This is a genomic window from Saccharothrix sp., from assembly GCF_031180885.1.
In the GTDB taxonomy this organism is placed as follows: domain Bacteria; phylum Actinomycetota; class Actinomycetes; order Mycobacteriales; family Pseudonocardiaceae; genus Actinosynnema.
In genome coordinates this window covers 71,355-95,827 of record NZ_JAPSLK010000032.1, presented here as the reverse complement: position 1 = coordinate 95,827, position 24,473 = coordinate 71,355, and the positions used below count along the sequence as shown (strand labels likewise).

General features: G+C 72.3%; 18 protein-coding genes and 1 pseudogene. 6 read left to right on the top strand and 13 right to left on the bottom strand.

What is annotated here, in order from left to right:
* Positions 1-240: 240 nt before the first annotated feature.
* The 4 genes and pseudogenes from RIN75_RS28970 to RIN75_RS28955 form a co-directional block, all read right to left on the bottom strand.
* Positions 241-3,536: pseudogene (locus RIN75_RS28970) on the bottom strand (error-prone DNA polymerase).
* Between the two features lies 1 nt (position 3,537).
* A complete protein-coding gene (locus RIN75_RS28965; protein WP_309115199.1) occupies positions 3,538-3,717 on the bottom strand; it encodes a hypothetical protein in 180 nt (59 codons plus the stop codon).
* Positions 3,717-5,288 carry a DNA polymerase Y family protein gene (locus RIN75_RS28960; RefSeq protein ID WP_309115198.1) on the bottom strand — a complete coding sequence of 524 codons (1,572 nt, stop codon included), beginning with the start codon at positions 5,286-5,288 and terminating at the stop codon, positions 3,717-3,719. Before RIN75_RS28960 ends, RIN75_RS28965 begins: the two co-directional genes overlap by 1 nt.
* Positions 5,289-5,469: 181 nt before the next feature.
* Complete coding sequence (locus RIN75_RS28955) at positions 5,470-6,210, bottom strand: hypothetical protein (RefSeq protein ID WP_309115197.1); 741 nt, start codon at positions 6,208-6,210, stop codon at positions 5,470-5,472.
* A 292-nt stretch (positions 6,211-6,502) separates the two neighbouring features.
* Between RIN75_RS28955 and RIN75_RS28950 the strand changes: the two genes are divergently transcribed.
* Positions 6,503-7,267: a hypothetical protein gene (locus RIN75_RS28950; protein ID WP_309115196.1), complete on the top strand. Its 765-nt coding sequence runs from the start codon at positions 6,503-6,505 to the stop codon at positions 7,265-7,267.
* A gap of 50 nt (positions 7,268-7,317) precedes the next feature.
* On the opposite strand, the gene purH is transcribed toward RIN75_RS28950, so the two are convergent.
* The 7 genes from purH to RIN75_RS28915 all read right to left on the bottom strand — a co-directional run bounded on the left by purH (position 7,318) and on the right by RIN75_RS28915 (position 16,020).
* The gene (gene purH / locus RIN75_RS28945) at positions 7,318-8,901 is read right to left on the bottom strand and encodes a bifunctional phosphoribosylaminoimidazolecarboxamide formyltransferase/IMP cyclohydrolase (protein WP_309115195.1); all 1,584 of its coding nucleotides are present in this window, start codon (positions 8,899-8,901) and stop codon (positions 7,318-7,320) included.
* Positions 8,898-9,560: a phosphoribosylglycinamide formyltransferase gene (purN, locus tag RIN75_RS28940; protein ID WP_309115194.1), complete on the bottom strand. Its 663-nt coding sequence runs from the start codon at positions 9,558-9,560 to the stop codon at positions 8,898-8,900. The genes purH and purN overlap by 4 nt, the downstream gene beginning before the upstream one ends.
* Before the next feature lie 28 nt (positions 9,561-9,588).
* On the bottom strand, positions 9,589-11,034 hold the full coding sequence (locus RIN75_RS28935; RefSeq protein ID WP_309115193.1) for a DUF6350 family protein: 1,446 nt from the start codon (positions 11,032-11,034) through the stop codon (positions 9,589-9,591).
* A 202-nt stretch (positions 11,035-11,236) separates the two neighbouring features.
* Positions 11,237-11,911, bottom strand: a complete 675-nt coding sequence (locus RIN75_RS28930) for a DUF5336 domain-containing protein (RefSeq protein ID WP_309115192.1) — start codon at positions 11,909-11,911, stop codon at positions 11,237-11,239.
* Positions 11,912-12,088: 177 nt separating this feature from the next.
* Positions 12,089-12,979, bottom strand: coding sequence for a succinate--CoA ligase subunit alpha (gene sucD, locus RIN75_RS28925; protein WP_309115191.1), 891 nt, complete (start codon positions 12,977-12,979; stop codon positions 12,089-12,091).
* A gap of 2 nt (positions 12,980-12,981) precedes the next feature.
* Positions 12,982-14,151 carry an ADP-forming succinate--CoA ligase subunit beta gene (gene sucC / locus RIN75_RS28920; protein ID WP_309115190.1) on the bottom strand — a complete coding sequence of 390 codons (1,170 nt, stop codon included), beginning with the start codon at positions 14,149-14,151 and terminating at the stop codon, positions 12,982-12,984.
* Positions 14,152-14,409: 258 nt separating this feature from the next.
* A complete protein-coding gene (locus tag RIN75_RS28915; protein ID WP_309115189.1) occupies positions 14,410-16,020 on the bottom strand; it encodes a hypothetical protein in 1,611 nt (536 codons plus the stop codon).
* Between the two features lie 99 nt (positions 16,021-16,119).
* Here RIN75_RS28915 and RIN75_RS28910 point away from each other — a divergent pair, with 99 nt between their 5' ends.
* Positions 16,120-17,097 carry an alpha/beta fold hydrolase gene (locus RIN75_RS28910; RefSeq protein WP_309115188.1) on the top strand — a complete coding sequence of 326 codons (978 nt, stop codon included), beginning with the start codon at positions 16,120-16,122 and terminating at the stop codon, positions 17,095-17,097.
* 254 nt (positions 17,098-17,351) lie between these two features.
* On the top strand, positions 17,352-18,107 hold the full coding sequence (locus RIN75_RS28905; protein ID WP_309115187.1) for a M23 family metallopeptidase: 756 nt from the start codon (positions 17,352-17,354) through the stop codon (positions 18,105-18,107).
* A 613-nt stretch (positions 18,108-18,720) separates the two neighbouring features.
* On the opposite strand, the gene pcrA is transcribed toward RIN75_RS28905, so the two are convergent.
* On the bottom strand, positions 18,721-21,036 hold the full coding sequence (pcrA, locus tag RIN75_RS28900; RefSeq protein WP_309115186.1) for a DNA helicase PcrA: 2,316 nt from the start codon (positions 21,034-21,036) through the stop codon (positions 18,721-18,723).
* Positions 21,037-21,250: 214 nt separating this feature from the next.
* On the opposite strand from pcrA, the gene RIN75_RS28895 reads away from it, so the two are divergent.
* A complete protein-coding gene (locus tag RIN75_RS28895) occupies positions 21,251-21,523 on the top strand; it encodes a chorismate mutase (RefSeq protein WP_309115185.1) in 273 nt (90 codons plus the stop codon).
* Here RIN75_RS28895 and RIN75_RS28890 read toward each other — a convergent pair.
* Complete coding sequence (locus tag RIN75_RS28890; RefSeq protein WP_309115184.1) at positions 21,492-22,610, bottom strand: histone deacetylase; 1,119 nt, start codon at positions 22,608-22,610, stop codon at positions 21,492-21,494. The two genes, RIN75_RS28895 and RIN75_RS28890, sit on opposite strands and share 32 nt — an antisense overlap.
* A 64-nt stretch (positions 22,611-22,674) precedes the next feature.
* On the opposite strand from RIN75_RS28890, the gene RIN75_RS28885 reads away from it, so the two are divergent.
* Both RIN75_RS28885 and RIN75_RS28880 read left to right on the top strand, forming a co-directional pair.
* Positions 22,675-22,995, top strand: coding sequence for a hypothetical protein (locus RIN75_RS28885; RefSeq protein WP_309115183.1), 321 nt, complete (start codon positions 22,675-22,677; stop codon positions 22,993-22,995).
* A 187-nt stretch (positions 22,996-23,182) separates the two neighbouring features.
* Positions 23,183-24,313 carry a hypothetical protein gene (locus tag RIN75_RS28880; protein ID WP_309115182.1) on the top strand — a complete coding sequence of 377 codons (1,131 nt, stop codon included), beginning with the start codon at positions 23,183-23,185 and terminating at the stop codon, positions 24,311-24,313.
* Positions 24,314-24,473 lie beyond the last annotated feature (160 nt).

Below are 24,473 nucleotides of genomic sequence, written 5' to 3'. Positions count from 1 at the left end.
CGGCACGGCCGGTGGCGGCACGGCCGGTGGCGGCACGGCCGGTGGCGGCACGGCCGGTGGCGGCACGGCCGGTGGCGGCACGGCCGGTGGCGGCACGGCCGGTGGCGGCACGGCCGGTGGCGGCACGACGGCCGGGCGGCTCCGCGTGCGCGGCAGGCCCGGCGGGTGGCGGCGCGGCCGGCGGCGGGGCCGGTGGCGGCAGTCGGTGGCGCGGCGGGTGGGACGGTTGGCGGGGATGGGTCAGCGGAAGTCTCGCGAGCGGGTGGGGAGTTTCAGGTCCAGGCGCGTCAGGCGGTGGGCCCTGATGCTGATGACGCCCTCCGCCTTCTCCAGCACCCCGCGCACGAGCAGGGCCGGGCTCGATCTCGCGACCTTGCGGTAGCGGGTCCACAGGCCCGTGGTGCAGACGACGTTGACCATGCCCGTCTCGTCCTCGATGTTCAGGAACGTCACCCCGCCGGCCGTCGCGGGACGTTGGCGATGCGTCACAGCACCGCCGATGAGGACGACCGTTCGATCCGGAACCCCCGACAGCGCCGAAACCGTCAAAGCGCCGAGGGTGTCCAGGTGCTCGCGCACGAACTCGGTGGGAAAACTGGTCGGGGACAGGCTCATCGCCCACACGTCCGCCGACGCCAACTCGACGTCGTCCATGCCGGGCAACACAGGCGCCTCGGTGCCGACCGTGGTGTTCGGCAGGCGATCAGGGCGGATGCCGGCCACTGCCCCCGCCGCCCACAACGCTCGACGGCGGTCCAAGCCGAACGAGGTGAAAGTACCTGCGGTGGCGAGGGATTCCGCCTGAATCGCGGTCAGGCGGACCCTCGTGCCCAGGTCGGTCATGTCCCGGTACGTACCCGAAGCGCGTTGGGCCACAATGGTTTCGGCCAGGCGTTGGCCGATGTTGCGGATGCCCGCCAAACCCAACCGCACAGCGAGCTTGCCGTCGAAGCGTTCCACGGTGGCGTGCGGGAGGCTGGCGTTGACGTCCGGGCCCAGGACCTGGACGCCGTGGCGGCGGGCGTCGGCGACCAGGGACTGGGGTGAGTAGAAGCCCATCGGCTGCGCGCGCAGGAGTGCCGCGCAGAACGCCGCCGGGTGGTAGAGCTTGAACCACGCGCTCACGAACACCAGGTGCGCGAAGCTCAACGCGTGGCTCTCGGGGAAGCCGAAGTTCGAGAACGCCAGCAGCTTCGCGTAGATCTGCTCCGCCAACTCCTCCTCGACCCCGTTCGCCAAAGCGCCCTGGTAGAACCGGTCGCGCAAGCGTTCCATCCTCAACGTGGAACGCTTGGCGCCCATCGCCCGCCGCAGTTCGTCGGCCTCGGCGGGGGTGAAGTCGGCCACGTCCACGGCGATCTGCATCAACTGCTCCTGGAACAGCGGCACGCCAAGGGTTTTCTGCAGCGCACCGGCCAGCAGCGGGTGGTCGTGCTCCCACTTCTCCTGGCCGTTGCGCCGCCGGATGTACGGGTGCACCGACCCGCCCTGGATCGGGCCCGGCCGGATCAGGGCGACCTCGACGACCAGGTCGTAGAACTCGCGCGGCTTCAGCCGGGGCAGGGTCGCCATCTGGGCGCGGCTCTCCACCTGGAAAACCCCTACGGAATCGGCCTTTTGCAGCATCTCGTACACGCGTTCGTCGGCCAGGTCGATCCGCCCCATGTCGACCTCGACGCCCTCGTGCTCGCGGACGAGGTCGATCGCGTAGTGCAGGGCCGACAACATGCCCAGCCCAGGAGGTCGAACTTGACCAGGCCGATGGACGCACAGTCGTCCTTGTCCCACTGCAGCACGGTCCGGTTCGCCATCCGCCCGTTCTCCACCGGGCACACCTCGCTCACCGGCCGGTCGCAGATCACCATCCCGCCGGAGTGGATGCCCAGGTGGCGCGGGAAGTTCTCCAGTTGCGCGGCCAGTTCCAGGACCGGCCGCGGGATCTCCACGGCGTCCACAGTGGACCGCAGCGGTCCCCACCGGTCGATCTGCTTGCTCCACGCGTCCTGTTGGCCGACCGAGTGCCCCAAAGCCCTGGCCACGTCCCGGATCGCCGACCGCGCCCGGTAGCTGATGACGTTCGCCACCTGCGCCGCGTGCCGCCGCCCGTACTTGCGGTAGACGTACTGGATGGCCTCCTCGCGCCGGTCCGACTCGATGTCCAGGTCGATGTCCGGCGGCCCGTCCCGGACGGGCGCGAGGAAGCGCTCGAACAGCAGGTCGAACCGGACCGCGTCGACGTTGGTGATGCCCAGCGCGAAGCACACCGCGGAGTTCGCCGCCGACCCCCGCCCCTGGCACAGGATGTCGTTGCGGCGGCAGAAGTCCACGATGTCGTGCACCACCAGGAAGTAGCCCGGGAACCCGAGGTCCTCGATGATCCGCAGCTCGTGCTCGATCTGCCGGTACGCCTTGGGGTTCTCCTCGGGCGTGCCGTAACGCCGCCGCGCGCCCGCATAGGTCAGCGCGCGCAGGTGGCTGTCCTCGTCCTCGCCCTCGGGCACGTCGAACGGCGGCAGCTCGGGCGCGATGAGCTTCAGGTCGAACTGGCACTGCATCCCGAGCACGGCAGCGCGGTGCACGGCGCCGGGGAACCGGGCGAACCGCCGCGCCATCTCCTCCCCCGACCGCAGGCACGCGGTGCGCCCCGGCGGGAGCCACCCGGTCATCTCGTCCAGGCTGCGCCGCGCCCGCACGGCCGCCATCGCCGCCGCCAGCCGACCCCGTGACGGCACCGCGTAGTGCACGTTGTTCGTCGCCACGGTCGGCAGCCCCAGCTCCGCGGCCATGCCCCACAGCAGGTCGTTGCGCGGACCGTCCTCCGGGTAGCCGTGGTCGGTCAGCTCGACGTACACGCGGTCCTCGCCGTACAGCGCGACCAACTGCCGCAACGCCGCGAACGCCGCCTCCGGACCACCCGCCGCCAACGCCCGCCGCACCGCGCCCTTGCGGCACCCGGTGAGCACGACGCACTCGTCCCGCGTGTCCGCGACGACCTGCTCCAGCGAGTAGATCGGACGGCCCTTCTCGCTGCCCTCAGCGAGCTGGCCGGTGGTGATGGTGCGGCACAGCGCGTGGTAGCCGTTCGGGTTCGTGGCCAGCAGCAACAGGTGTTCGCCCTCCGGGTCGGAGGCGCCGTTCTGCGGTGTGGTGAGCCCCAGGCTCAGTTCCGTGCCGAACACCGTGCGCACGCCGAGTTCCTTCGCGGCCTCGGCGAACCGGACCACGCCGTACATGCCGTCGTGGTCGGTGATCGCGAGCCCGTCCAGCCCGAGCTGCTGCGCCGCCTCGACCAGCTCCTCCGGGTGGCTCGCCCCGTCGAGGAAGCTGAAGTTCGAGTGGCAGTGCAGTTCCACGTACGGGACGCGGGTCCGGGTCGCGCCCAGCTCGTCGACCTTGACCGCGAAGTCCGGCGGCGCCTCGTACCGGTCGCGGTGCCGGGTCCAGGCCGGGCTGTCGCCGCCGTCGGGCAGCGGCGGCTTGCCGGACAGCGCGCGTTCCAGCTCCGACCAGCGGACCGGCGGGTTGTTCCAGCCCACGTCAGAACAGCTCGTCCGGGGCCCGGCGGGGCAGGGGGACCAGCGGCGGCGCCCACCCGAAGCGCGCCGGGTAGGCCGGTTCGGGATCGTTGCCGTTGAAGGCCGCGCCCAGGCCGGTGCCCGGTTCGTAGCCGTCCAGCCAGTCGGACAGGCCCTCGGCCTCGAAGAAATCGGCAGACATCAGTCGTACACCCCTTCCACCGCCCACTTCCCACCCGCGCGGATCAGCAGGTAGGCCAGTTCTTCCCCGTCCGGCGCGGCGCCCAGGACCTGCAGGCGCGCCGCCCGCACCGCGCTCTCCTCGTCCCACCACCGCTCGTCCACCGGCCACGGCCCGGACCACGCCACCACCCGCCGCGACTGTCCACTGTGGACCAGCCGGGCGGGCCGGCCGACCAGTTCCGCGTACCCGGTGACGACGACGTCGCCGCCCGCCTCGTCCACCAGCACCACCGGTTCGGGGGACGCGAACACCGTCGCCGGCGACGGCGCGGGCAGCCGGCCCGGCCACGGCGGGTCCGGGTCGGTCGCCGGCGTGCGCTCGTCCCCCCACGGCACCAGCCGCACCCGCTCGACCGGTCCCCGACCGCCCTGCAACACCGGCGTGACCACCGCGTCCGGCCCGAGCAGGCCTTGGACGTGCACCATCGCGCGGGCGGCGCGCTCGGCGGCCTCCCCCTGGTCCTGGCCCGCGCCCGGCCACAGGCCGAGTTGGAGGGCGGCGGCGTCGACGACCTCCTCCGGGTCGAGCTGGAGCAGGTGCAGGCCGGAGGTGAGGCGTTCGCGGGTCAGCCAGCCGTCGAGCTGCCAGCGCACCCGGTCCGCGATGCCCTGCGGCGTCAGCGGATCGGCGCACCGCCACACCCGGCGCAGCTGCTCACCGTGCTCGGTGGTCGCCCGGATGCCCAGCCGCGTGCACGCCAGGCCGCGGTCGGCGAGCACCTGGTGCAGGCGCTCGGCCAGTGCCTTCGCGGCGAACGCGGCGGCGTCGACCCGGTTCACGGGCGGGTCGAGGGTCTGCGTGACGGACAGCTCGGGCGGCGGCCGGCGGCGGACCCGCGGCCGTTCCTCCAACCCGCCCGCGAGGCGGTGGGCCAGCACGGCGTCCCGGCCGAAGCGGCTGGCCACGTCCCGCTCCGGGACCTCGGCGAACGCGCCGAGGGTGCGCAAACCCAAGCGCCGCAACAGGTCCACCAGGTCGGCGCGGTCCGGGCGGTGCTCGGCGGGCGGGTTCAGCTCGTGCACGCCCAGCGGGGCGAGGAACTCCCGCGCCCCGCCGGCCGGGACGACCAGACCACGCTGCGCGGCGAGGGTCGCGGCGAACAACCCGTCCGCGAACCCCACCTGCGCCTCGACGCCGGCGTGCACGGCGACGTGGTCCACGATCCGCTCCGCCGCCCGTTCGGGTGATCCCCAGTACCCGACCGGGCCGCGCGCGGCGACCGCGACGAGCCCGGGGCGGACCACCTCGATGCCCGGAGCCAGTTCCTCGACGGCGGCGGCGACCGGTTCGAACAGGCGGGCGTCGCGGACCTCGTCGTGGTCGAAGACCACCAGTTCGGGGCACTGGCTCTGCGCGGTGCGCTTGCGCATGGCCCGCCGGACGCCTTCCGCGCGGGCGACGGCCGAGCAGGCGATGACCTCGTTGTTGCGGACGACGGCGGCGGGGACGTGCGGGAGGAGGGCGGCTTCGGCGGAGGCGGCGACGACCGGCCAGTCCGGGCACCAGACGGCGAGCGTGTAGCCGGTCATCGGGGCACACCTCCGAATCGCGTCCAGCCCCCGAGCCGCCAAGGCGCGACACCGGGCGCGGAGTCGAGCGCGGCGGACGCGAGCGCGGAGTCGAGCGCGGCGGGCGCGCGGTCAGGCATGGGCGCGGCGGACGCCGGGCGAAGTCGCGGAAGCGCGGCGAGGAAGCGGCACAGCACGATGATCACCCCGCCTCCGCCGGAACCGGGACCGGGTGCAGCACGCGCTCGCGGCTCCCGACGGGTCGCCAGGACCGTTCCCGCGCGAGGTCGGAGGCGGGCAGGGACGCCTCTCCCCGCGCGGGAACGCCTGGCAGGGACAGCACCGCGGTCCGTTCCCGCGCGGCGGCCCCCCGGCCGGTCGCGCGGACGGTCACGGTGCGGCCGGTGAGCAGGCCGTGGCCCTCGCCCAGGCCCGTCCACCGGCTGAAGGCGGCGCGCAGCTCCACGTCGGCACCGGGCCAGCCGATCCCGAACGGCAGCAGGACGGCTTTGCGGTGCCGTGCCCGCGCGGAGAGCTTGCGTGCGGTCGCGGGCGTCACCGGGGTGGCCACCGACACGAGGTCGAAGCCGTCCAGCAACGCCGCCACGGTGCGCTCGACCTCGTCCCGGTCCCGACCGGGACGGGGCACGAGCGCGAGGCGGTGGACGGCCACCCCCAACTCGGCCGCCGCGAGCGCCCCGCACCGCGGCAGACCGACCACCGCCGCCCAGCACCCTTCCGATGTCGCCTCGGCCACCAGCGTGAGCAGCAACGATGTCGACCCGCGCACCGACACCGTGCTGCCCCGCCGCAGGCCGCCCCACGGGAGGATCTCCGCCAGTTCCCCGCGAACCGGCAGAGCCCGAGCCGATGCCGTGGCCGACTCGCCGGCCGCGCCTACCCCGAGCGCGACCAACGTCGCCGTTGCCGACCTGGACGACACCAACCCTCCTCCCACGAATCCGCGCGCACCCCTGTGCGCGGATCGCCGTGGGAAGCCGGCGACCTGTCCGTCGAACACCTGTTCGAACGACGACACGATCTTATCCCCTCCGGACCACCCGGCGTCAAGAGCCACGGACGGGTGACTGGCAGACTGCGGCCCGACGCTTCCGCGACACACGGGGGGAACCGTGAACGCTCCTCAGAACTGGCCCCAGCAGCCACAACAGCCCCAGCCACCACCCCAGCCGGGTTACGGCCCACCGCAAGCCGGCCACCCTCAGCCCGGCCCGATGCCCGGCCGGCCCCAGGCCGCATTCCCCCAGGGCGCACCCGGCCCAGGCGGACCCGGCTACGGCGCACCAGGCCCCGGCGGCCCCGGCCCTGGCTACGGCGCACCGGGTCCCGGCTACGGCGGCCCCGGCGGCTACGGCCCCCAGCCGCCCAAGAAGAAGCGCACCGGCCTGGTCGTCGGCATCCTCGTCGGCGCGATCGTCCTCGTCGTCGGCGGCGTCTTCGGCGTGATGTACATGGAGTACACCGAGGAGGTCGGCGGCGGCCCCGGCGAGCAGCCCACCGAGGCGTGCGCCATCAGCGACAGCCTCAAGCAGCAGGCGAAGACCAGCAGCTTCCGCCTGGCCATCAAGCCCGACGACGGCAAGACCGGCCTCAAGCACAGCCTCTGCATGTGGGAGCAGGCCAAGGGCAAGGACGGCACGAACCCCCGGAAGCTGAGCATCCACGTCTACGACTACCGGGTGTTCAACAAGGACAAGGCCAAGAACGAGGACCAGGCGAAGAGCACGTTCGGCAGCCAGACCCAGCTGTCCGGCGACCAGTCCAAGCCCACCGAGGGCCTGGGCGACGAGGCGATGTTCATCAAACCCGGCGCGACCTCCGACAAGACCCACGTCGGCCTGGTCGTGCGCAAGGGCGAGATCGTTTACTCGATTGAATATTTTGGTCGGCAGAAGGGAATGTTTCAGGACACTGAATTCCCTGTCGCCGACGCCGAGGCCGTGGTGCGCAAGGCGGCCGAGGAGATGGTGGCCAAGTAACGCGAAAGCCGCGCGGCCCCAAGCGGAGACCGCGCGGCTTCACACCCGGATCAGTGCGCGAAGTGGCGGGTCCCGGTCAGGTAGACCGTCGCGCCCGCCGCCTCCGCCGCCGCGATGACCTCGGCGTCCCGGACCGAACCGCCCGGCTGGACCACCGCCCGAACACCGGCCTCCAGCAGCACCTCCAACCCGTCCGGGAACGGGAAGAACGCGTCGGACGCCGCGACCGAACCCCGCGACCGGTCGCCGGCGCGGGCCACCGCGAGCCGAGCCGCGTCGACGCGGTTGACCTGGCCCATGCCCGCGCCGACGGTCGCGCCACCCGAAGCCAGCAGGATGGCGTTCGACTTCACCGCGCGGCACGCGCGCCACGCGAAGGCCAGGTCTGCCAAGCCCGCGGCGTCCAGGGGCTCGCCGCACGCCAGGGTCCACTTGGCCGGGTCGTCGCCCTCGGCCTCGATGGTGTCCACGGTCTGCAGCAGCAGGCCGCCGGACACCGCGCGCATCTCGACGCCACCGCGGGAAGGCTCCGCGGCGACCAGGATGCGGACGTTCTTCTTGCGCGCCAACACGTCCACCGCGCCATCGGCGTACGACGGCGCGATGATCACCTCGGTGAAGATCTCCGCGACCTGCTCGGCCAGCTCGACCGTCACCTCGCGGTTGGCCGCGATGACGCCGCCGAACGCCGACACCGGGTCGCACGCGTGCGCCTTGCGGTGCGCGTCCGCGATCGCGCCGGGACCATCCACAGAGGACACCGCGATGCCGCAAGGGTTGGCGTGCTTGATGATCGCCACGCACGGCAGGGTGTGGTCCCACGCCGCGCGCCACGCCGCGTCCGCGTCGACGAAGTTGTTGTACGACATCTCCTTGCCGTGCAACTGCTGCGCGGTCGCCAGGCCGGTCCGGCCGTCGCCCTGCGTGTACAGGGCCGCCTTCTGGTGCGGGTTCTCGCCGTAGCGCAGCACCTGCTTGCGGTCCCAGGTCGCGCCGACCCAGCCCGGGAAGCCGGAGCCCTCGTCGTCGGGGCTGAGCACGCTGCCCATCCACGACGCCACGGCCACGTCGTAGGACGCGGTGTGCCGGAACGCCGCCGCCGCCAGGCCCTGCCGGTCGGCCAGGGTGAACCCGCCCTCGGCGACCTGCGACAGCACCCACGAGTACCGCGCCGGGTCAACGACCACGGCCACGCTGGCGTGGTTCTTCGCCGCCGCGCGCACCATCGCCGGGCCGCCGATGTCGATCTGCTCGACGCACTCCTCCGGCGACGCGCCGGACGCCACGGTCTGCGTGAACGGGTACAGGTTCACCACCAGCAGGTCGAACGGCGCGATGTCCAGCTCGCGCAGCTTCTCGACGTGCTCGGGCTTGCGGGTGTCGGCGAGCAGGCCGGCGTGCACGCGCGGGTGCAGCGTCTTCACCCGGCCGTCGAGCACCTCGGGGAACCCGGTCACGCTCTCCACCGGGGTGACCGGCACCCCCGCGTCGGCCAGGGTCTTGGCCGTGCCGCCGGTGGAGACGATCTCGACTCCGGCCGCGTGCAGGCCGGTGGCCAGTTCCAGCAGCCCCGACTTGTCGGACACCCCGATCAGGGCCCGACGAACCGGTCGCCTCTCGGCAGGAGTGGTCACGGGATGCTCACCTTTCGTCCGTTCACGGTGCAGCCCTCGCGGGCCAGGCGGGCGACGACGTCGACGAGCAGCCGCCGCTCCACCACCTTGATGCGCTCGTGCAGGCTGTCGACGTCGTCACCGTCACCGACGACGACGGCTTCCTGGGCCAGGATCGGCCCGGTGTCCACGCCGCCGTCCACCAGGTGCACGGTCGCGCCGGTGACCTTGACGCCGTAGTCCAGGGCGTCGCGGACGCCGTGCGCACCGGGGAAGGCGGGCAGCAGCGCGGGGTGGGTGTTGACCATCCGGCCGCCGAAGCGGGCCAGGAAGGCCGGTCCGAGGATCTTCATGAACCCGGCGGAGACCACGAGGTCGGGCTTGTGCGCGTCGACGGCGTCGGCGAGGGCGGTGTCCCACTCGTCGCGCGTCGGGTGGTCCTTGAGTCGCACGGTGAACGTGGGCACGCCGGCGCGTTCGGCGCGGGCGAGTCCTTCGATGCGGCCCCGGTCGGCGCCGACGGCCACCACCTCGACGGGGTAGCCCGGGTCGGCGGCGGCGTCCAGCAGCGCCTGCATCAGGGTGCCGGAGCCGGAGACGAGGACGACGACCCGCGCGGGGTTGGGAAGCCGGAGTGTGGTCTCGGCGCTCAGCGTGCTCTCCTTGCTGGGGACTGTCACAGCAGCTCAGGAGCAGCCTAAGCGGTGGCTAGTCGCGCTTGTCGGCCAGGTCCTCCGGCTCCGCCTCTTCCTCGCCGTCCTCGCCTTCGTCGTCATCGTCGTGGACGTCGTCGTCGACCTCGTCTTCGTCCTCGGCCTCGGCGACGGGCTCGTCCTCGTCTTCGTAGTCCTCTTCGTCTTCGGCCTCGTCTTCGAGTTCGTCAAGGTCGTCCTCGTACTCGAGTTCGTCCTCTTCGTCCTCGAAGTCGTCCTCGTCCTCGAAGTCCTCGTCGCCCTCGTAGTCGTCTTCGGGCTCGTCCTCGACCACGGGTTCTTCCTCGACCACGCGCGGCGGGCGGGGTCCGGCGAACCACGCGACCACCCCACCGGGCAAGACGATCCACCCGATCGTGAGCACCGCCAGCAACCCGGCCGGGATGGTCACCGGGTTGAACGCCCCACCGCCCAGGGCGCCGCCGGCGACCGCGGCCAGCACGAGCGTCCCGACGCCCGCCGTCACCGCCGCGACCAGCACGGCCCGCAGCCGGGCCTGGGGCGTCCCGGCCGCGGTGCGCAGCGCGTACCCGACCAGCACACCGGTCGCCCCCGGCAGGATCAGCACGAGCGCCGGCAGCGGCGACTGCTGCTCGGGCAGCGCCGCCAGCAGCGGCACCGCGGGCACCGGGCCGCCGGCGAACACCAGCGGGCTCACGGTGACCGCGCCGAGCGAGAACCCCGCGCCCACCACGTACGACAGCGCCCCGACTATGGCGTTGGGCAGGTACCCCAGGCACATCAGCCAGATCCCCAGGCCGGTGCCGACCGTGCCGCCCGCCTGGTCGAACAGCGAACTGGTCAGCGGCCACGAGACGACCAGCCCGAACGCGAGCAGCAGCGCCCCGCACGCGGTCAGCGCGAACAACGCCATGGCCCCGGCGCGCAGCCCGTGCCGGGCCACCGGGTCGATCCGCTCGAACACCACCTCGACCAGCCCGCACCGCTGCGCCACACCGGCCACCGCCGCGACCCCGGACACCGCCGCGCACCCGAAGAACGCCACGGCCGGCGTCGCCCGCACCACGCCGTCGTCGCCCATCAGGAACGCGATCATCCCGCCGGTCACGGCGTGCGCGGACGCGATGGAGAGCACCACGCCCCGCGCCTGCAACGGCTCGAACAGCCCCAGCCGGTCCGCCGCACCGGCCGCCGCGCGCGAGGCCAGCAGCATCAGCAGCACGGTCGGCAGCAGCGGCAGGACCCCGAGCTGCCCGCCGTCGAACCGCAGCGGCACGTGGTGCGCCACCAGCCAACCCGGCGCGGACGCCGCCAGCACCCCGGTGGTGGAGAACTTGGCGTGCGCGGCCGTGGACGACACGAGCGCGAGCAAGGCGGCGACCGCGGCATAACTGACCACCACCGAACCGGCGGCCGTCATGGCCAGCACCCGCGCCCGCTCACCCCGGGAGAACTCGGGCGGGCGCACGGACTCGGTCACGGCTGCGTGCGAAGGCGGCGTTTGCACCGGCATGTCCCCAGGCTCTCAGTCCGATTGATCCGTTCAGGTGAGGCACGCTGTATTGGATTGCCGCGACTTCGTCGCGGCGGCGGGGCCGCCTGGTAGTCGGCTCATCGCATTGCCCCGCACACGACAACAGGGGTGGCACCGCACCATGCGGCACCACCCCTGTTCGCGAAGATCAGGCCTGCGGCTGCTGGCCGAAACCGCCGGGCGGCGTGCCCGGCTGCTGACCGGGCTGGCCGGGCTGGCCGGGCTGGCCGAACTGCCCCGGCTGCGGCATGTACGAGGTCGGCTGCGGCGCGCCCGGCTGCTGCTGGGGCTGCACCGGCGACCCGAACTGGCCCGACGGCGGGTTGAACTGCCCCGGCTGCTGCTGGTGCGGCTGCTGACCCGGCTGCGGGAAGCCACCGGACTGCGGGTTCCAGCCACCGGGCTGGCCGTAGGGGTTGGCGGGCTTGGGCTCGAGCTTCAGCACGCCCGCGTCGAGCAGCAGGCTCGCCACGACCGCCGCCGTCTGGAGCAGGGCGACCAGCAGGAGCACGATCTGCATGCCCTTGGTGTCGGCCTCGCTCTTGATCATGCCCTGGAGGAACAGCAACGTCGGCACGGCGGTGAGCACCGCGGCGGCGGGCAGCAGGCGCGGCATCTTCGGCAGCACCGACAGGCCCGACAGGACACCGGCCGCGAGCAGCAGGTCGATGCTGGCGGTGGACACGTCGTCGGCGAACGCGAGCAGGTAGGCGATCAGGCCCAGACCCGCGCCGACCAGCGGGAGGATGAGGTTCAGGTTCACGCCCACCGGTTGCTGCGCCGGACCCGGCTGCTGCTGAGGGGCGCCGTACGGCACGGACATGGTGAGGTCTCCTCCTCCACCCGACGGACCAAACACAACGACAGAACGCTAGCCGATGCACACTCTCCGACGACGACCGGACCTCCCCGGTTCCCCCGAACGCGTGGATTGACCCACGCCACAACACGGTGAAGGCCACCTCCCCACGGGAGATGGCCTTCACGGACGGGTGAGCGATCAGCCGATCGACTGCATGATCTCCCGCATGAGGGCGGCGGTCTCGGACGGCGTCTTGCCGACCTTCACGCCCGCGGCCTCCAGGGCCTCCTTCTTCGCCTGCGCGGTGCCGGCGGAGCCGGACACGATCGCGCCGGCGTGGCCCATCGTCTTGCCCTCGGGAGCGGTGAAGCCCGCGACGTAGCCGACGACCGGCTTGGTGACGTTCTCCTTGATGTAGGCCGCGGCCCGCTCCTCGGCGTCGCCGCCGATCTCGCCGATCATCACGATCGCCGCGGTCTCCGGGTCGGCCTCGAAGGCCGCCAGCGCGTCGATGTGGGTGGTGCCGATGATCGGGTCGCCGCCGATGCCGATGGCGGTGGAGAAGCCGAAGTCGCGCAGCTCGTACATCATCTGGTAGGTCAGCGTGCCCGACTTGGACACCAGACCGATCTTGCCCGCGCCGGAGATGTTGGCCGGGATGATGCCCGCGTTGGACTGGCCGGGGCTGATCAGACCCGGGCAGTTCGGGCCGATGATCCGGGTCTTGTTGCCGGTGGCCACGGCGTGCGCCCAGAAGGCGGCGGTGTCGTGCACCGGGATGCCCTCGGTGATCACGACGGCCAGGCCGACGCCCGCGTCCACGGCCTCGATCACGGCGGCCTTGGCGAACGCCGGCGGCACGAAGATCACGGTCACGTCGGCGCCGGTGGCCTCCATGGCCTCGGCCACGGAACCGAACACCGGGAGCACGTTGCCGTCGAAGTCGACCTTCTCGCCCGCCTTGCGCGGGTTCACGCCACCGACGATGTTGGTGCCCGAGGCCAGCATCCGCTTGGTGTGCTTGGTGCCCTCGGCGCCGGTCATGCCCTGGACGATGACCTTGCTGTCATTGGTGATGAAGATAGCCATCGTCAGACCCCCGCAGCCGCGAGTTCGGCGGCCTTGTCGGCCGCGTTGTCCATGGTGTCGACAACGGTCACCAGCGGGTGGTTGGCCTCGGCGAGAATCCGGCGGCCCTCCTCCACGTTGTTGCCGTCCAGGCGGACCACCAGCGGCTTGGTGGCCTCGTCGCCCAGGATGCCCAGCGCCGCGACGATGCCGTTGGCCACCGCGTCGCAGGCGGTGATGCCGCCGAAGACGTTCACGAAGACGCTGCGCACGTCCGGGTCGTGCAGGATGATGTCCAGCCCGTTGGCCATCACCTCGGCGGACGCGCCGCCACCGATGTCCAGGAAGTTCGCGGGCTTCACGCCGTTGTGCTTCTCACCCGCGTAGGCGACGACGTCCAGCGTGGACATGACCAGACCGGCGCCGTTGCCGATGATGCCGACCTGGCCGTCGAGCTTGACGTAGTTCAGGCCCTTGGCCTTGGCCTTGGCCTCCAGCGGGTCCTCGGCCTGCTTGTCGACCAGCGCCTCGTGGGCCGGGTGCCGGAACGCCGCGTTCTCGTCCAGGGTGACCTTGCCGTCGAGGGCGACGATCTTGCCCTCGGGGTCGCGGACCAGCGGGTTGACCTCGACCAGCGTCGCGTCCTCGGCGACGAAGGTCTCCCACAGCTTCACGATCACGTCGGCGACCTGGTCGGCCACCTCGGCGGGGAACTTCGCGGCGGCGACGATCTCGTCGGCCTTGGCGCGGTCCACGCCCTTGATCGCGTCCACCGGCACCTTGGCCAGGGCCTCGGGCTTGGTGGCGGCCACCTCTTCGATGTCCATGCCGCCCTCGACGGAGGCCATCGCGAGGAAGGTCCGGTTCGCCCGGTCGAGCAGGAAGGAGAAGTAGTACTCCTCGGCGATGTCGGACGCGGGGGTCACCAGCACGCGGTGAACGACGTGCCCCTTGATGTCCAGGCCCAGGATGGCCTCGGCCTTGGCCTCGGTCTCCTCCGGGGTCTCGGCGAGCTTGACGCCGCCCGCCTTGCCCCGGCCACCCGTCTTGACCTGGGCCTTGACGACGACGGTCTGGCCGAAGCGCTCGGCGATCGCCTTGGCCTCGGCGGGGGTGCTCGCCACGTCGCCCGGCAGCACCGGGACATCGTGGGCGGCGAAGAGGTCCTTCGCCTGGTACTCGTACAGGTCCACTCGGGTCTCCTGCGACGTCGGTGTCGGACACCGCGTCCTTGGTGCGGTCCTCGTGGTCCGGCGCTCCAGGCTGGGGCCTGGTGCCCACACGTACCAGGCATCACCTGGAACGCCGGCATAGCCGTGGGGGGACCGGCTCGACGCGGCTGCGAGGAACACTATCGACCTGCGCGGACCACCTCGCACCCCACACCCGTGAGGTCCGTCTCAAACGCGGTGAGGTCGATCACTGGATCGAAACCCGGACACGAGCCAGGCTCAGGAACGGGCTGTTCGGACCGCCGCGGCGATCACCAGGGCCACCGTCGCGGCCACCGCCAACCACAGCCCCGGCCCCGGCGCGGTGTCGGCCGCCCGCGAAGCCGTCAACGGGTACTCCAAGGCACGCGTGGCGGTCACACCGGCCGCACCAAGCAGCAGAGCCGCACCCTTGACCGGCCGTGATGCGAGAGCCAGGCCGATCGCGCCCAGTACGCCTGCCAGGGCGAGCAGCAAGCCCCACGACCCGACCCGCAGGCCCAGCGCCGTGATCGGGGTGAGGTCGGGTGCGCGGACCACCGGCATCGCGAACGCGCCGACGGCCACCAGGCCCGCGATCATCGCCACCGCGATCAGGGGCAGCGACGGCGAGGTCGTGGTGACGTCCTCCTCGTCGCGCTCCGCCGCACCGGCGACCACGGCCGTGATCACGGCGGCGATCGCCAGGATCACGCCCACCGTCGTGAACCACACGCCCGGTCCGGGCAGGACGGTCGCCACCTGGGTCGCCGCGAACACCGCGTCCAGCGACAGGCCCGCCGCGAGCGGGACGGCGGCGGTCGCCGCGATGAACGCCGGGCGGGCCTTCGGGGCCAGGGCGAGCAGGGTGAACGCGGCGGCCGGCCACAGCAGGCGGGCCGCGTAGTCGGTCGGCGCGGTCAGGCCCTCCGGCACGCTCAGGTGCGGGGTCAGGGCGCCGACCAGGAAGAACGCCCCGGCCGCGAGCCCGAGGACGGCCACGATCGTGTTCAGCCGGCGCAGACCCGGCAGCGTCCCCTCGTGCTCCTTGAGGACGCCGGCGGGCAGCAACGCGGCGAAGACCAGGCCCACGGCGCCGATCATCACCGCCACCGGACCCGCGGCGAGCAACACCTTGTCCACCGCGACCACGGCACCGAGGCCCGGCGCGACCAGCGCGGGCAGGGTGAGGCCGACGCCGAGCAGGCCGCCGGTCCGGACGTCGTCGTCGGCCGAACTCGCGGCCAGCAGGGTCGCCACCGGCACGACCACGAGCAGCAGCAGGCCGCCGACCAGCGCCGACCCCGGCGCGTCGAGCACGCTCCCGTTGCGCAGGAACGGGTCGAGCGACACGTACGGGGGAGACAGCAGACCGCCCACCGCGACCACGGCGGCGGCGGTGGCCAGCGCGAACCGGCCGCCCCGACCGCCCTCGGTCTCCAGCCCGGTCACCGCGACCGCGGCCGCGGCGGCGGTGAGGACGTGACCGGCGAGCAGCACCCACAGGCCCGCGGCGGGCTCGGGCGCGGCCAGCGTGGTGACCCGCAGCAGTTCCGGCCGGGACACGCCGACCGGGTCCAGCGCGATCTCCAGGTCGATCAGGAACCGGCACACCGCCAGCGCGCCCAGCGGCACCAGCACCGCCGCGCCGGTCGTCGCGCGCCCGCGCGCGTAGTAGTAGGAGGCCACCGCCACGGGCAGCACGGCGAGCAGGGCCAGCAGCGGCCACGCGGTGAAGGCGGGCGGCGCGGTGTCGTCCACGACGGACAGCACGGGGCCGATCGCGCCGCACGCGGCACCCGCTGCCGCGAGGCCGAGCGCCGCGCGGAGGCCGGCGGACGCGGGCGTGACCGGTTCAGCGGTGCGGATCATCGGCTCGAAACTAGCAGGGCCGTCCGGGGCGGACCGGAATGCCAAGAACGTGCGCCGGGTACTCCCGGTTTTGTGGAAATCTCACCTACCTTCAGCCCCATGGGTGATGTTCAGCGGTGGGCCAGGTCACTGGTCGACCGGGTGGGCACCGGGCTGAACGGCGCGGTGGGGACCGGCGCCGCCGCCGGCCGGGACCTGCTCGACGGTGCGCTGGGCGTGGCACGCGCGGCCCTTTCCCCTGGTGGCGTGCGCGGTGCCGTGGTCGAGGCGGCCTGGCTGGCGTCCCGCGCGGCCCTGTACCCGTGGGGTGTCGTCGAGGAGCAGCTGCGCCCCGAAGGACATCTGCGGCATTACCGAACCGATCAGTTGTCCCCCCGCACGCGAGGGCTGGTGGTTTCGGCGATGGACGCGGCGGGCACCCCGATCGTGCTGGTGCACGGGATCGGGGACAACCGCTCCGCCTTCGCGGTGCTGTCGGGGGCACTGCGGAGGCGGGGCTTCGGGGTGGTGCACGCGGTCAACTACAGCGTGCTGACGGCGTTGACGGGGGATGTCCGCCGGTCGGCGGCGTTGTTGGGCGAGCACCTCGAACGGATCTGCGAGCAGACGGGGTCGGAGCGGGTCCACGTGGTCGGGCACTCGCTCGGCGGGCTGATCGCCCGGTACTACGTGCAGCGCCTGCACGGCGACGCACGCGTCCGGACGCTGGTCACCCTCGGCACCCCGCACGGCGGGACGCTCTCGGCCTACCTCTTCCCCACCGCGTTGACCAGGCAACTCCGTCCCGGTTCGGACCTTTTGTCCGAGTTGGCCGAGCCCTGCCGACCCTGTCGGACGCGGTTCGTCGTGGTGTGGAGCGAGATGGACCAGGTCGTGATCCCGCAGCGGAACGCCCGGTTGGAGCACCCCTCGTTGCTCGTCGAAGAGCACCGGATACGTGATTCAGGTCACCTCTCCCTGCCCGTTGACAGGCGCGCTTTGCAGGCAGTGGTGACCGCCATCACTCGATCGGATGATGGCGTGTCGCACGGCATCGTGCCTGCACGTGAAGGGTTTGGCGGTAGTGGGGTGACCTAGCGTCACAGCGCACACTTCCGGCGTTCACGTTAACCGCTATTCGGTAGACATCGTGAGCGGGGATTGCCTCCGGGGCTCTCGCCCCGTTACTGTCCCCCGGTCCGTTGTCACGGTCTGGTCACAGAAGGACACCGAGCCGGTACCCCGACCGGCTCACCGGGATCCCCCGCCCGGCGTCCCGACCGGACTCCCCGAAGACGGAAGGCCTGGTTTTGTCACGTCACCGCTCCCCCGGCGGCCATAGCAGTTCCGCAGTGCTCGAAGAGGCGACCGAACGCCTCGCCGTGCGCGCGGTCGCATCACACCGGCTCCCGCCGCCCCCGTCGGCGCTGCGCGGCCGGATCGTGGTCGCCGCCGTCGCGGTCGGCGCGTTCGCCGCCGCGGGCGCCGGGCAGACGCTGCACGCCCTGGGTTCCTCGGACGCGCCGTCCGACGAGGTCGCGCCGCTCGCGAGCGCCTCCGACGGCGCCGCCGCGTTCGGTGTCGGTGGCCAGGGCCACGCCGGTGCGCCGCACATCCTCCCGGTCGCGAAGACGACCGACCCGGCCGCCGAGGCGCAGAAGCTCGCCAAGAGCGCGCAGATCGCGGCCGACCGGGAAGCCGCCGAGGCCGAGGCCCGGCGCCCCAAGTTCGCCCGTCCCGCCAACGGTGACTTCACGTCCGGCTTCGGCGGGCGCTGGGGCGGCATGCACTACGGCATCGACATCGCGGGCCCGATCGGCACCCCGATCCTGGCCGCCGCCGACGGCGTCGTCATCGAGGCGGGCCCGGCCAGCGGCTTCGGCCTGTGGGTCAAGGTCGAGCACGCCGACGGCACGGTCACCGTCTACGGCCACGTCGACACCTACTCGGTCCGCAAGGGCCAGCGCGTCCAGGCCGGCGAGCAGATCGCCCGCATGGGCAACCGGGGCTTCTCCACCGGTCCGCACCTGCACTTCGAGGTGTGGAACCCGGACGGCATGAAGATCAACCCGCTGAGCTGGTTGAACTCCAAGGGCATCAGCGTCTGATCGCCGGGCCTGATCGACTCGCGGTCCGCTGCGAGCGGATCCCGACCGCGCCCTTGGCCCGGTGATCGCCTGCACGCGCGCCTTGGCGGCCTTCGCCGCGCGCGGTGGATCTTGGCACGTGGAACGCGCCCCGCGCAGCGCATTTTCGCCGCTTGGCGCGCGTGGCTCGGCGTGCGCGCGGGTGGCTCGGCGTGCCGGGCATGGCGATCGACGGCGTAAGTGCCCAAGTGATCGACGGCGTGCCCGCTCAAGTGAAAGGCCTCAAGTGAAAGGCCGGGCCGCTGTGCGACCCGGCCGATCCCCCTGAACCGCCCCCGCGGTTATCCCCTCGGTCGCGACTCCCGCCCCCGACGCGGTCGTCGCCCCCTTGTCGTCAAGCGGCTCCCTCTGCCCGGTTCACCCCGAATGCCCCGGGCCGTCCCGCTTGTGACAACCCTTAAGACGCCCGACCTGTTCCCGGGTTGCGCACGAATCCAGAAGATTCTCGATCGAGTGGCATCCCGCCTTGCATGCACCTGCATGCGCCGCCGCCGCGCACAAAAGACCACACGGAAGGGTGATCCTGTGCACTCGATGGTGTGAAGCGCTCAGCGGAGTGCTGAGCGGCCGGCAGCTACAGCTTCACGAGCGGGACGCCGCCGATGAGCATCAGCCGGACCTTGCCGGCGCTGCCGAAGTCGATCGTGGCGGTCGCGCGCGGGCCCGAGCCGTCGACCGCGATCACGCTGCCGAGCCCGTACTTGTCGTGGCTCACCCGGTCGCCCACGTCCAGCTTCAGCGCCGGGGTGTCCTTCCACGCCGTGTTGGTCGGCGCGGGCCGCGACGGGCCGTCCGACCGCCTGCCCCACGTGGTCGCCGTGGACGGCGCCGAGCGCTTCGGCTCCACCCGCTTCCACTCGACGAGGTCCGCCGGGATCTCGTCCAGGAACCGCGACGCCGGGTTCGCCGACGGCTGCCCCCACGCCGAGCGCACCAGCGCCCGCGACAGGTACAGCCGCTGCCGCGCCCGCGTGATGCCGACGTACGCCAGCCGGCGCTCCTCGGCCAGCTCGACCGGGTCGGCCAGCGCCCGCATGTGCGGGAACACGCCGTCCTCCCAGCCGGTGCAGAACACGACCGGGTACTCCAGGCCCTTGGCGGTGTGCAGGGTCATCAGCGTGACCACGCCGTCGGACTCCGCGTCCGGCACCGAGTCCGCGTCCGCCACCAGCGACACCCGCTCCAGGAACGCGGCGAGCGACCCCTCCGCGGGCAGCCCCTCGTCCTCGGCGGGCACCTGGGTGGCCGACCCCAGCTCGGTGAACTCCCGGGCCACGGTCACCAACTCGTTCAGGTTCTCCACGCGGGTGTGGTCCTGCGGGTCGTCGCCGGCCTCCAGCTCGGCCCGGTAGGCGGTGCGGTCCAGCACTGCCTCCAGGACGTCGGCCACGTCGTCGCCGCGGTCGACCATCACGGCCAGCTCGTCCAGCAGCTCCACGAACCCGGCGATCGCGTTGCGCGACCGGGGGTTCAGCATCGGCACCCGGCCCTCGACGGCGGCCCGCAGCGCCTGCGCGAAGCTGATCCGCTCCTGCTCCGCGTACAGGGCCACGCACGCCTCGGCCCGGTCGCCGATGCCCCGCTTGGGCACGTTCAAGATCCGCCGCAACGACACCGTGTCGTCCGGGTTGGCCAGCGTCCGCAGGTACGCCAACGCGTCCCGCACCTCGCGCCGCTCGTAGAACCGCACCCCGCCGACCACCCGGTAGGGCAGGCCCAGCCGGATGAAGATCTCCTCGAACACGCGGGACTGGTTGTTGGTCCGGTAGAACACGGCGATCTCGCCGTTGTTCGCCTCGCCGGAGTCCACCAGCCGGTCGATCTCGCGGGCCACGAACGCGGCCTCGTCGTGCTCGTTGTCGGCGACGTAGCCGACGATCTTCTCGCCCTCGCCCAGGTCGCTCCACAGCCGCTTGTCGCGGCGGTTCGGGTTGCGCGAGATGACCGCGTTGGCGGCGGTCAGGATGTTCTGCGTGGACCGGTAGTTCTGCTCCAGCAGGATCGTGGTGGCCTGCGGGTAGTCGCGCTCGAACTCCACGATGTTGCGGATCGTCGCGCCCCGGAAGGCGTAGATCGACTGGTCGGCGTCGCCCACCACGCACAGCTCGCCGGGCTCGATGCCGTCCTCGCCGGTGCCGACCAGCTCGCGGACCAGGGTGTACTGGGCGTGGTTGGTGTCCTGGTACTCGTCGACCAGCACGTGCCGGAAGCGGCGGCGGTAGTGCTCGGCCACGTCCGGGTGGTTCTGCAGCAGCTCGACCGTGCGCATGATCAAGTCGTCGAAGTCCAGCGAGTTCGACGTGGACAGCCGCCGCTGGTAGCTCTCGTAGACCTCGGCGACCCGGCGCTCCAGGTCGTTGGACGCCTGCTCCTTGGCCTCGGCGACGCCGATCAGCTCGTTCTTCAGGTTCGAGATGTGGACGGCCAGCGTGCGGGCCGGGTAGCGCTTGGGGTCCAGGTCGAGGTCGCGGGCCACCAGGGTGATGAGGCGGCGGGTGTCGTCGGCGTCGTAGATCGAGAAGTTCGACGACAGGCCCAGCGTCTTGGCGTCGCGGCGCATCACCCGCACGCACATCGAGTGGAACGTGGACACCCACATCGACCGGGCGCGGACGCCGACCAGGTCGGCGACGCGCTCCTTCATCTCCGCGGCGGCCTTGTTGGTGAACGTGATGGCCATGACCTGGCCGGGGTGCACGTTCCGCTCGGCCAGCAGGTAGGCGATCCGGCGGGTGAGCACGCGGGTCTTGCCCGACCCCGCACCCGCGACGACCAGCAGCGGCGACCCGGCGTGCTCGACCGCGCGGCGCTGCGCCGGGTTGAGGTCGTCCAGCAGGCGGGAGGGCCGGGATGCGGGGGGACTTGGGGGCAAGTCGAACAAGGCGCTCATCGTGGCTTCACGTTACCGGGTACCCCCGACAGAGCGGCTCCTGTGGCATGATGTCGGCGTGCGCATGGCCCACTTCGAGTTTTTTTACGGGATCCGGACTCCGGCTCCCGTGGACCGCTAGCGCGCGAAAGCCACCACGAAGCCCCGGAGTCCTCGGACCCCGGGGCTTCGCTGCTTCCGAGGTTCGGGACCCCACCAGCGAGAGGCCACCCCGATGAACACCACGGACACCGCTCCCACCGAGACCCAGGACATCGACGCCCTCCGCCAGGAGATCGACCACCTGGACGCGGAACTCCTGCGCCTGGTCAAGCGCCGGGTGGAGGTCTCGCGGACGATCGGCGCCGCCCGCATGGCCGCCGGCGGCACCCGGATCGTGCACAACCGCGAGATCGACGTCCTGAACCGCTACAAGGAACTGGGACCCGAGGGCCGCGACCTGGCCATGATCCTGCTCAAGCTGGGCCGGGGCCCGCTGGGCCGGTAGCGCGCTTTCCCACGGCCTCGGTCGCCCGGGTCTCGATCGGGCGGGCGTCGACCGCGCGGGTCAGGTCGCGGTCGACCAGCTGGGTGTCGTCGGGCAGGTAGGCCAGGGGGTCGTCGAGCAGCGGGCCGACCCCCACCAGGCCCTCGACCAGGGCGTGCAGGCACAGGGCGGCGTACCCGCGCAGGTAGCCGCCCTCCTGCGTGACCACGGTCGGCAGGTCCAGCCCCGCCGCGCGGCGGCCGATGTCCCGGTACCCGGCCGCGGTGAGGTTGTGCCGGCCGTTCGGGTCGAAGGCCGAGCCGTCGAAGCCGGACGCGCAGACCAGGAAGTCCGCGCCGAAGTCCGCGATCGCGGGCAGGGCCACCTCGTCCAGCGCCCGGCGGTAGGCCGTGTCGCCCGCGCCCAGGGACAGCTCCACGTTGAGGTTGGCCGGTCCGCTCTCCTCCGGCCCACCGGTCTGGACGTGGTTCGCACCCCACGGGCCGTGGCGCATGTGGATGGAGACGGTCAGGACGTCCGCCGCGTCCTTGAAGACGTCCTGGGTGCCGTTGCCGTGGTGGACGTCCCAGTCCAGCACGGCGACCCGGCGGCCGGCGCGGCGGGCGGTCTCGGCGACCAGGGCGGCGTTGTTGACCATGCAGTAGCCGTCGGCCAGCGACCGCTGCGCGTGGTGGCCGGGCGGGCGGACGAGGGCGTAGGCGAGGCGGGTCCGGCCCGACGCGACCGACTCGTAGGCGGCCAGCGCGGTGCCGGCGGCGGCGCGGATGGCGTCCCACGAACCGGGGCCGACGACGGTGTTGGTCTCCAGCAGCACCCGTTCGCGGGTGCCGCACGCCTTGTACAGGGAGGCGATGTACTCGGACGTGTGAACCCGGGTCAGTTCCTCCTCGGTGGCGAACCGACCTTCGTGCCAGGTGAGGTGCGGCGCGACCGGGCCGTGGGCGAGGGCGTGCCGGAACGTGCGCAGCCGGGCGGCGTTCTCCGGGTGCGGTTCGGGCGCGTCGAGCCAGGACCAGTCGCCGGGCAGTTCCCACAGACCGGTGCCGGGGTCGTGCTCCAGGCAGGCGTCGTGCCAGTACAACTCCACACCAGGGGGATATCAGGGCGATCACCGATGTTCCAACCGGAAAAACCGAGGGCACACTGGGGTCATGGGCACGGTCATCGGTCTCATCACGGGTCTCATCGCAATCCTCGGTGTGCTGGCGACGCTGGCCCACGACGGCTACCTCGCCATGCTGGGTTCGGCCGCCAAGTCCAAGCGCGCGGCGGGCGCGCCGATCGCGCAGTACGTGCGCAGCCGCTGGACGGTCGCGGGCGTGACCACCGTCATCGCCCTGGTCGGCCTGCTGATCACGACGGGCGAGGGCGTGTCGGGCGACATCATCGGCGCGCTGATCGCCGGTGGTGCGGGTGTCGCCGCCACGAACGCGTTGCAGAGCAGTCGCAAACGGTTGAACAGCGGGGGCTGAAACTCACTCGTCCGGGTGTCACCCGGGTTCACAAGGCTGATCTGTCGAGCTACCCGCGGACCCTGCACCTACGCTGCTGCGTGGGCGCAGGGTCTCGTACGTCCCACCCCCGATCTCCCTGCCCCTGAACAGGTGAACAGCGGCCCGAAGGGCGTCAGGACCGGGGTTGGGAGGGGTCTGCACAGGCATGGACATCGGGGAACCGGAACGGTCGGGTCGGCATCGGCTGGAGGACGGCGCGGCACCGTGGCTGCCGCTGGGCGGCGAGTTGGACCACACCGCCGCCCCATCGGGCACCTCGACCCCGCACGCACGACCCACCGAACGCCCGCCCGGCACCACCGGCCCACTCGCCACCGCCCCCCAGCCCGGCCGCGCACAGCCCCGCACCGCGCCGCCACCCAGCACCACCTCGGCCGACCGCGCACAACCTCGCACCGCTCCGCCACCCAGCACCACCTCGGCCGGCACCGCTCGGAGCGGCGCCGCACCCGCGTCGGCCGCGCCGATCCCCGCCCAGCGCGCCCAGTTCGGCCCAAAGCCGCAGCCCGTCACGCTTCAGCCCGACCACGCCGCGGACCGCGACACCTTCGACCCGGAGCCCTCCGGGCTGGGGAACTTCAACATCGGCCTGGTGCCCGCCTCCGTCACCCCGCCCCGGACCTGGAAGCGCGCCGCCTGGTTCGCCGTGCTGTCCTCCGCCGGCGTGCTGGCCGGCCTGGTCGTCGCCGCGGTCAAGCTGGTCGGCGCCAGCACCCCCACCGACCGCCTCGGCATCCCCGGCTACCCCACCCCCGCGCCGATCGTGACCAAGTTCGGCACCAGCACGCCGTCACCCACCCCGCCCCCACCGGACCGCGGCGTGCGGCCCGAGGGGCTGGTGGCCCCCGAGCGGACCCCCGAGGCCCCGGCGACGGCCGTGAGCGGCACCTCCGCGACCCCGCCGTCGTCCGCGCCCGACACCACGCCGACGGTCACCACGGTGCCCAGCATCGGCACGCCGGTGGTCGACCCGATCGACGTCGCGACGCGCACCGAGCGGTTCTACGAGCAGGCCGTGGCCAACGCCGCGACCGCCCTCGAAATGGTCACCGACACGTTCGAGGCGGACGCGAAAGCGCTGCTCAAGGGGCACTTCGGCGAGGTGTCGCGGATCGAGGTGACGGAGATCAGCGTCGACCCGGCGCGCGGTGTCACGGTCAGCACGCTGCACGTCAAGAACAAGGACGGGTCCACGACGACCGAGAAGCGGCAGCTCGGTTTCACGACGAACGGCGACCCGCTGATCAACGCCGAGCGGCTGTTCGACGGCGTTTAGCGGTCGTTCGCGAACGTACAGCGTTAAGCGCGCACGACATCGATCGCCCGGTGAAGCGACTCGGCCGGACCGCTGGCCGCCACGAACGGGTGAACCCTCGTGTTGCGTCTGGATTCCGATGTTGTGCGCGCGGTACGTGTTCTGCCTGACGACACAGGGT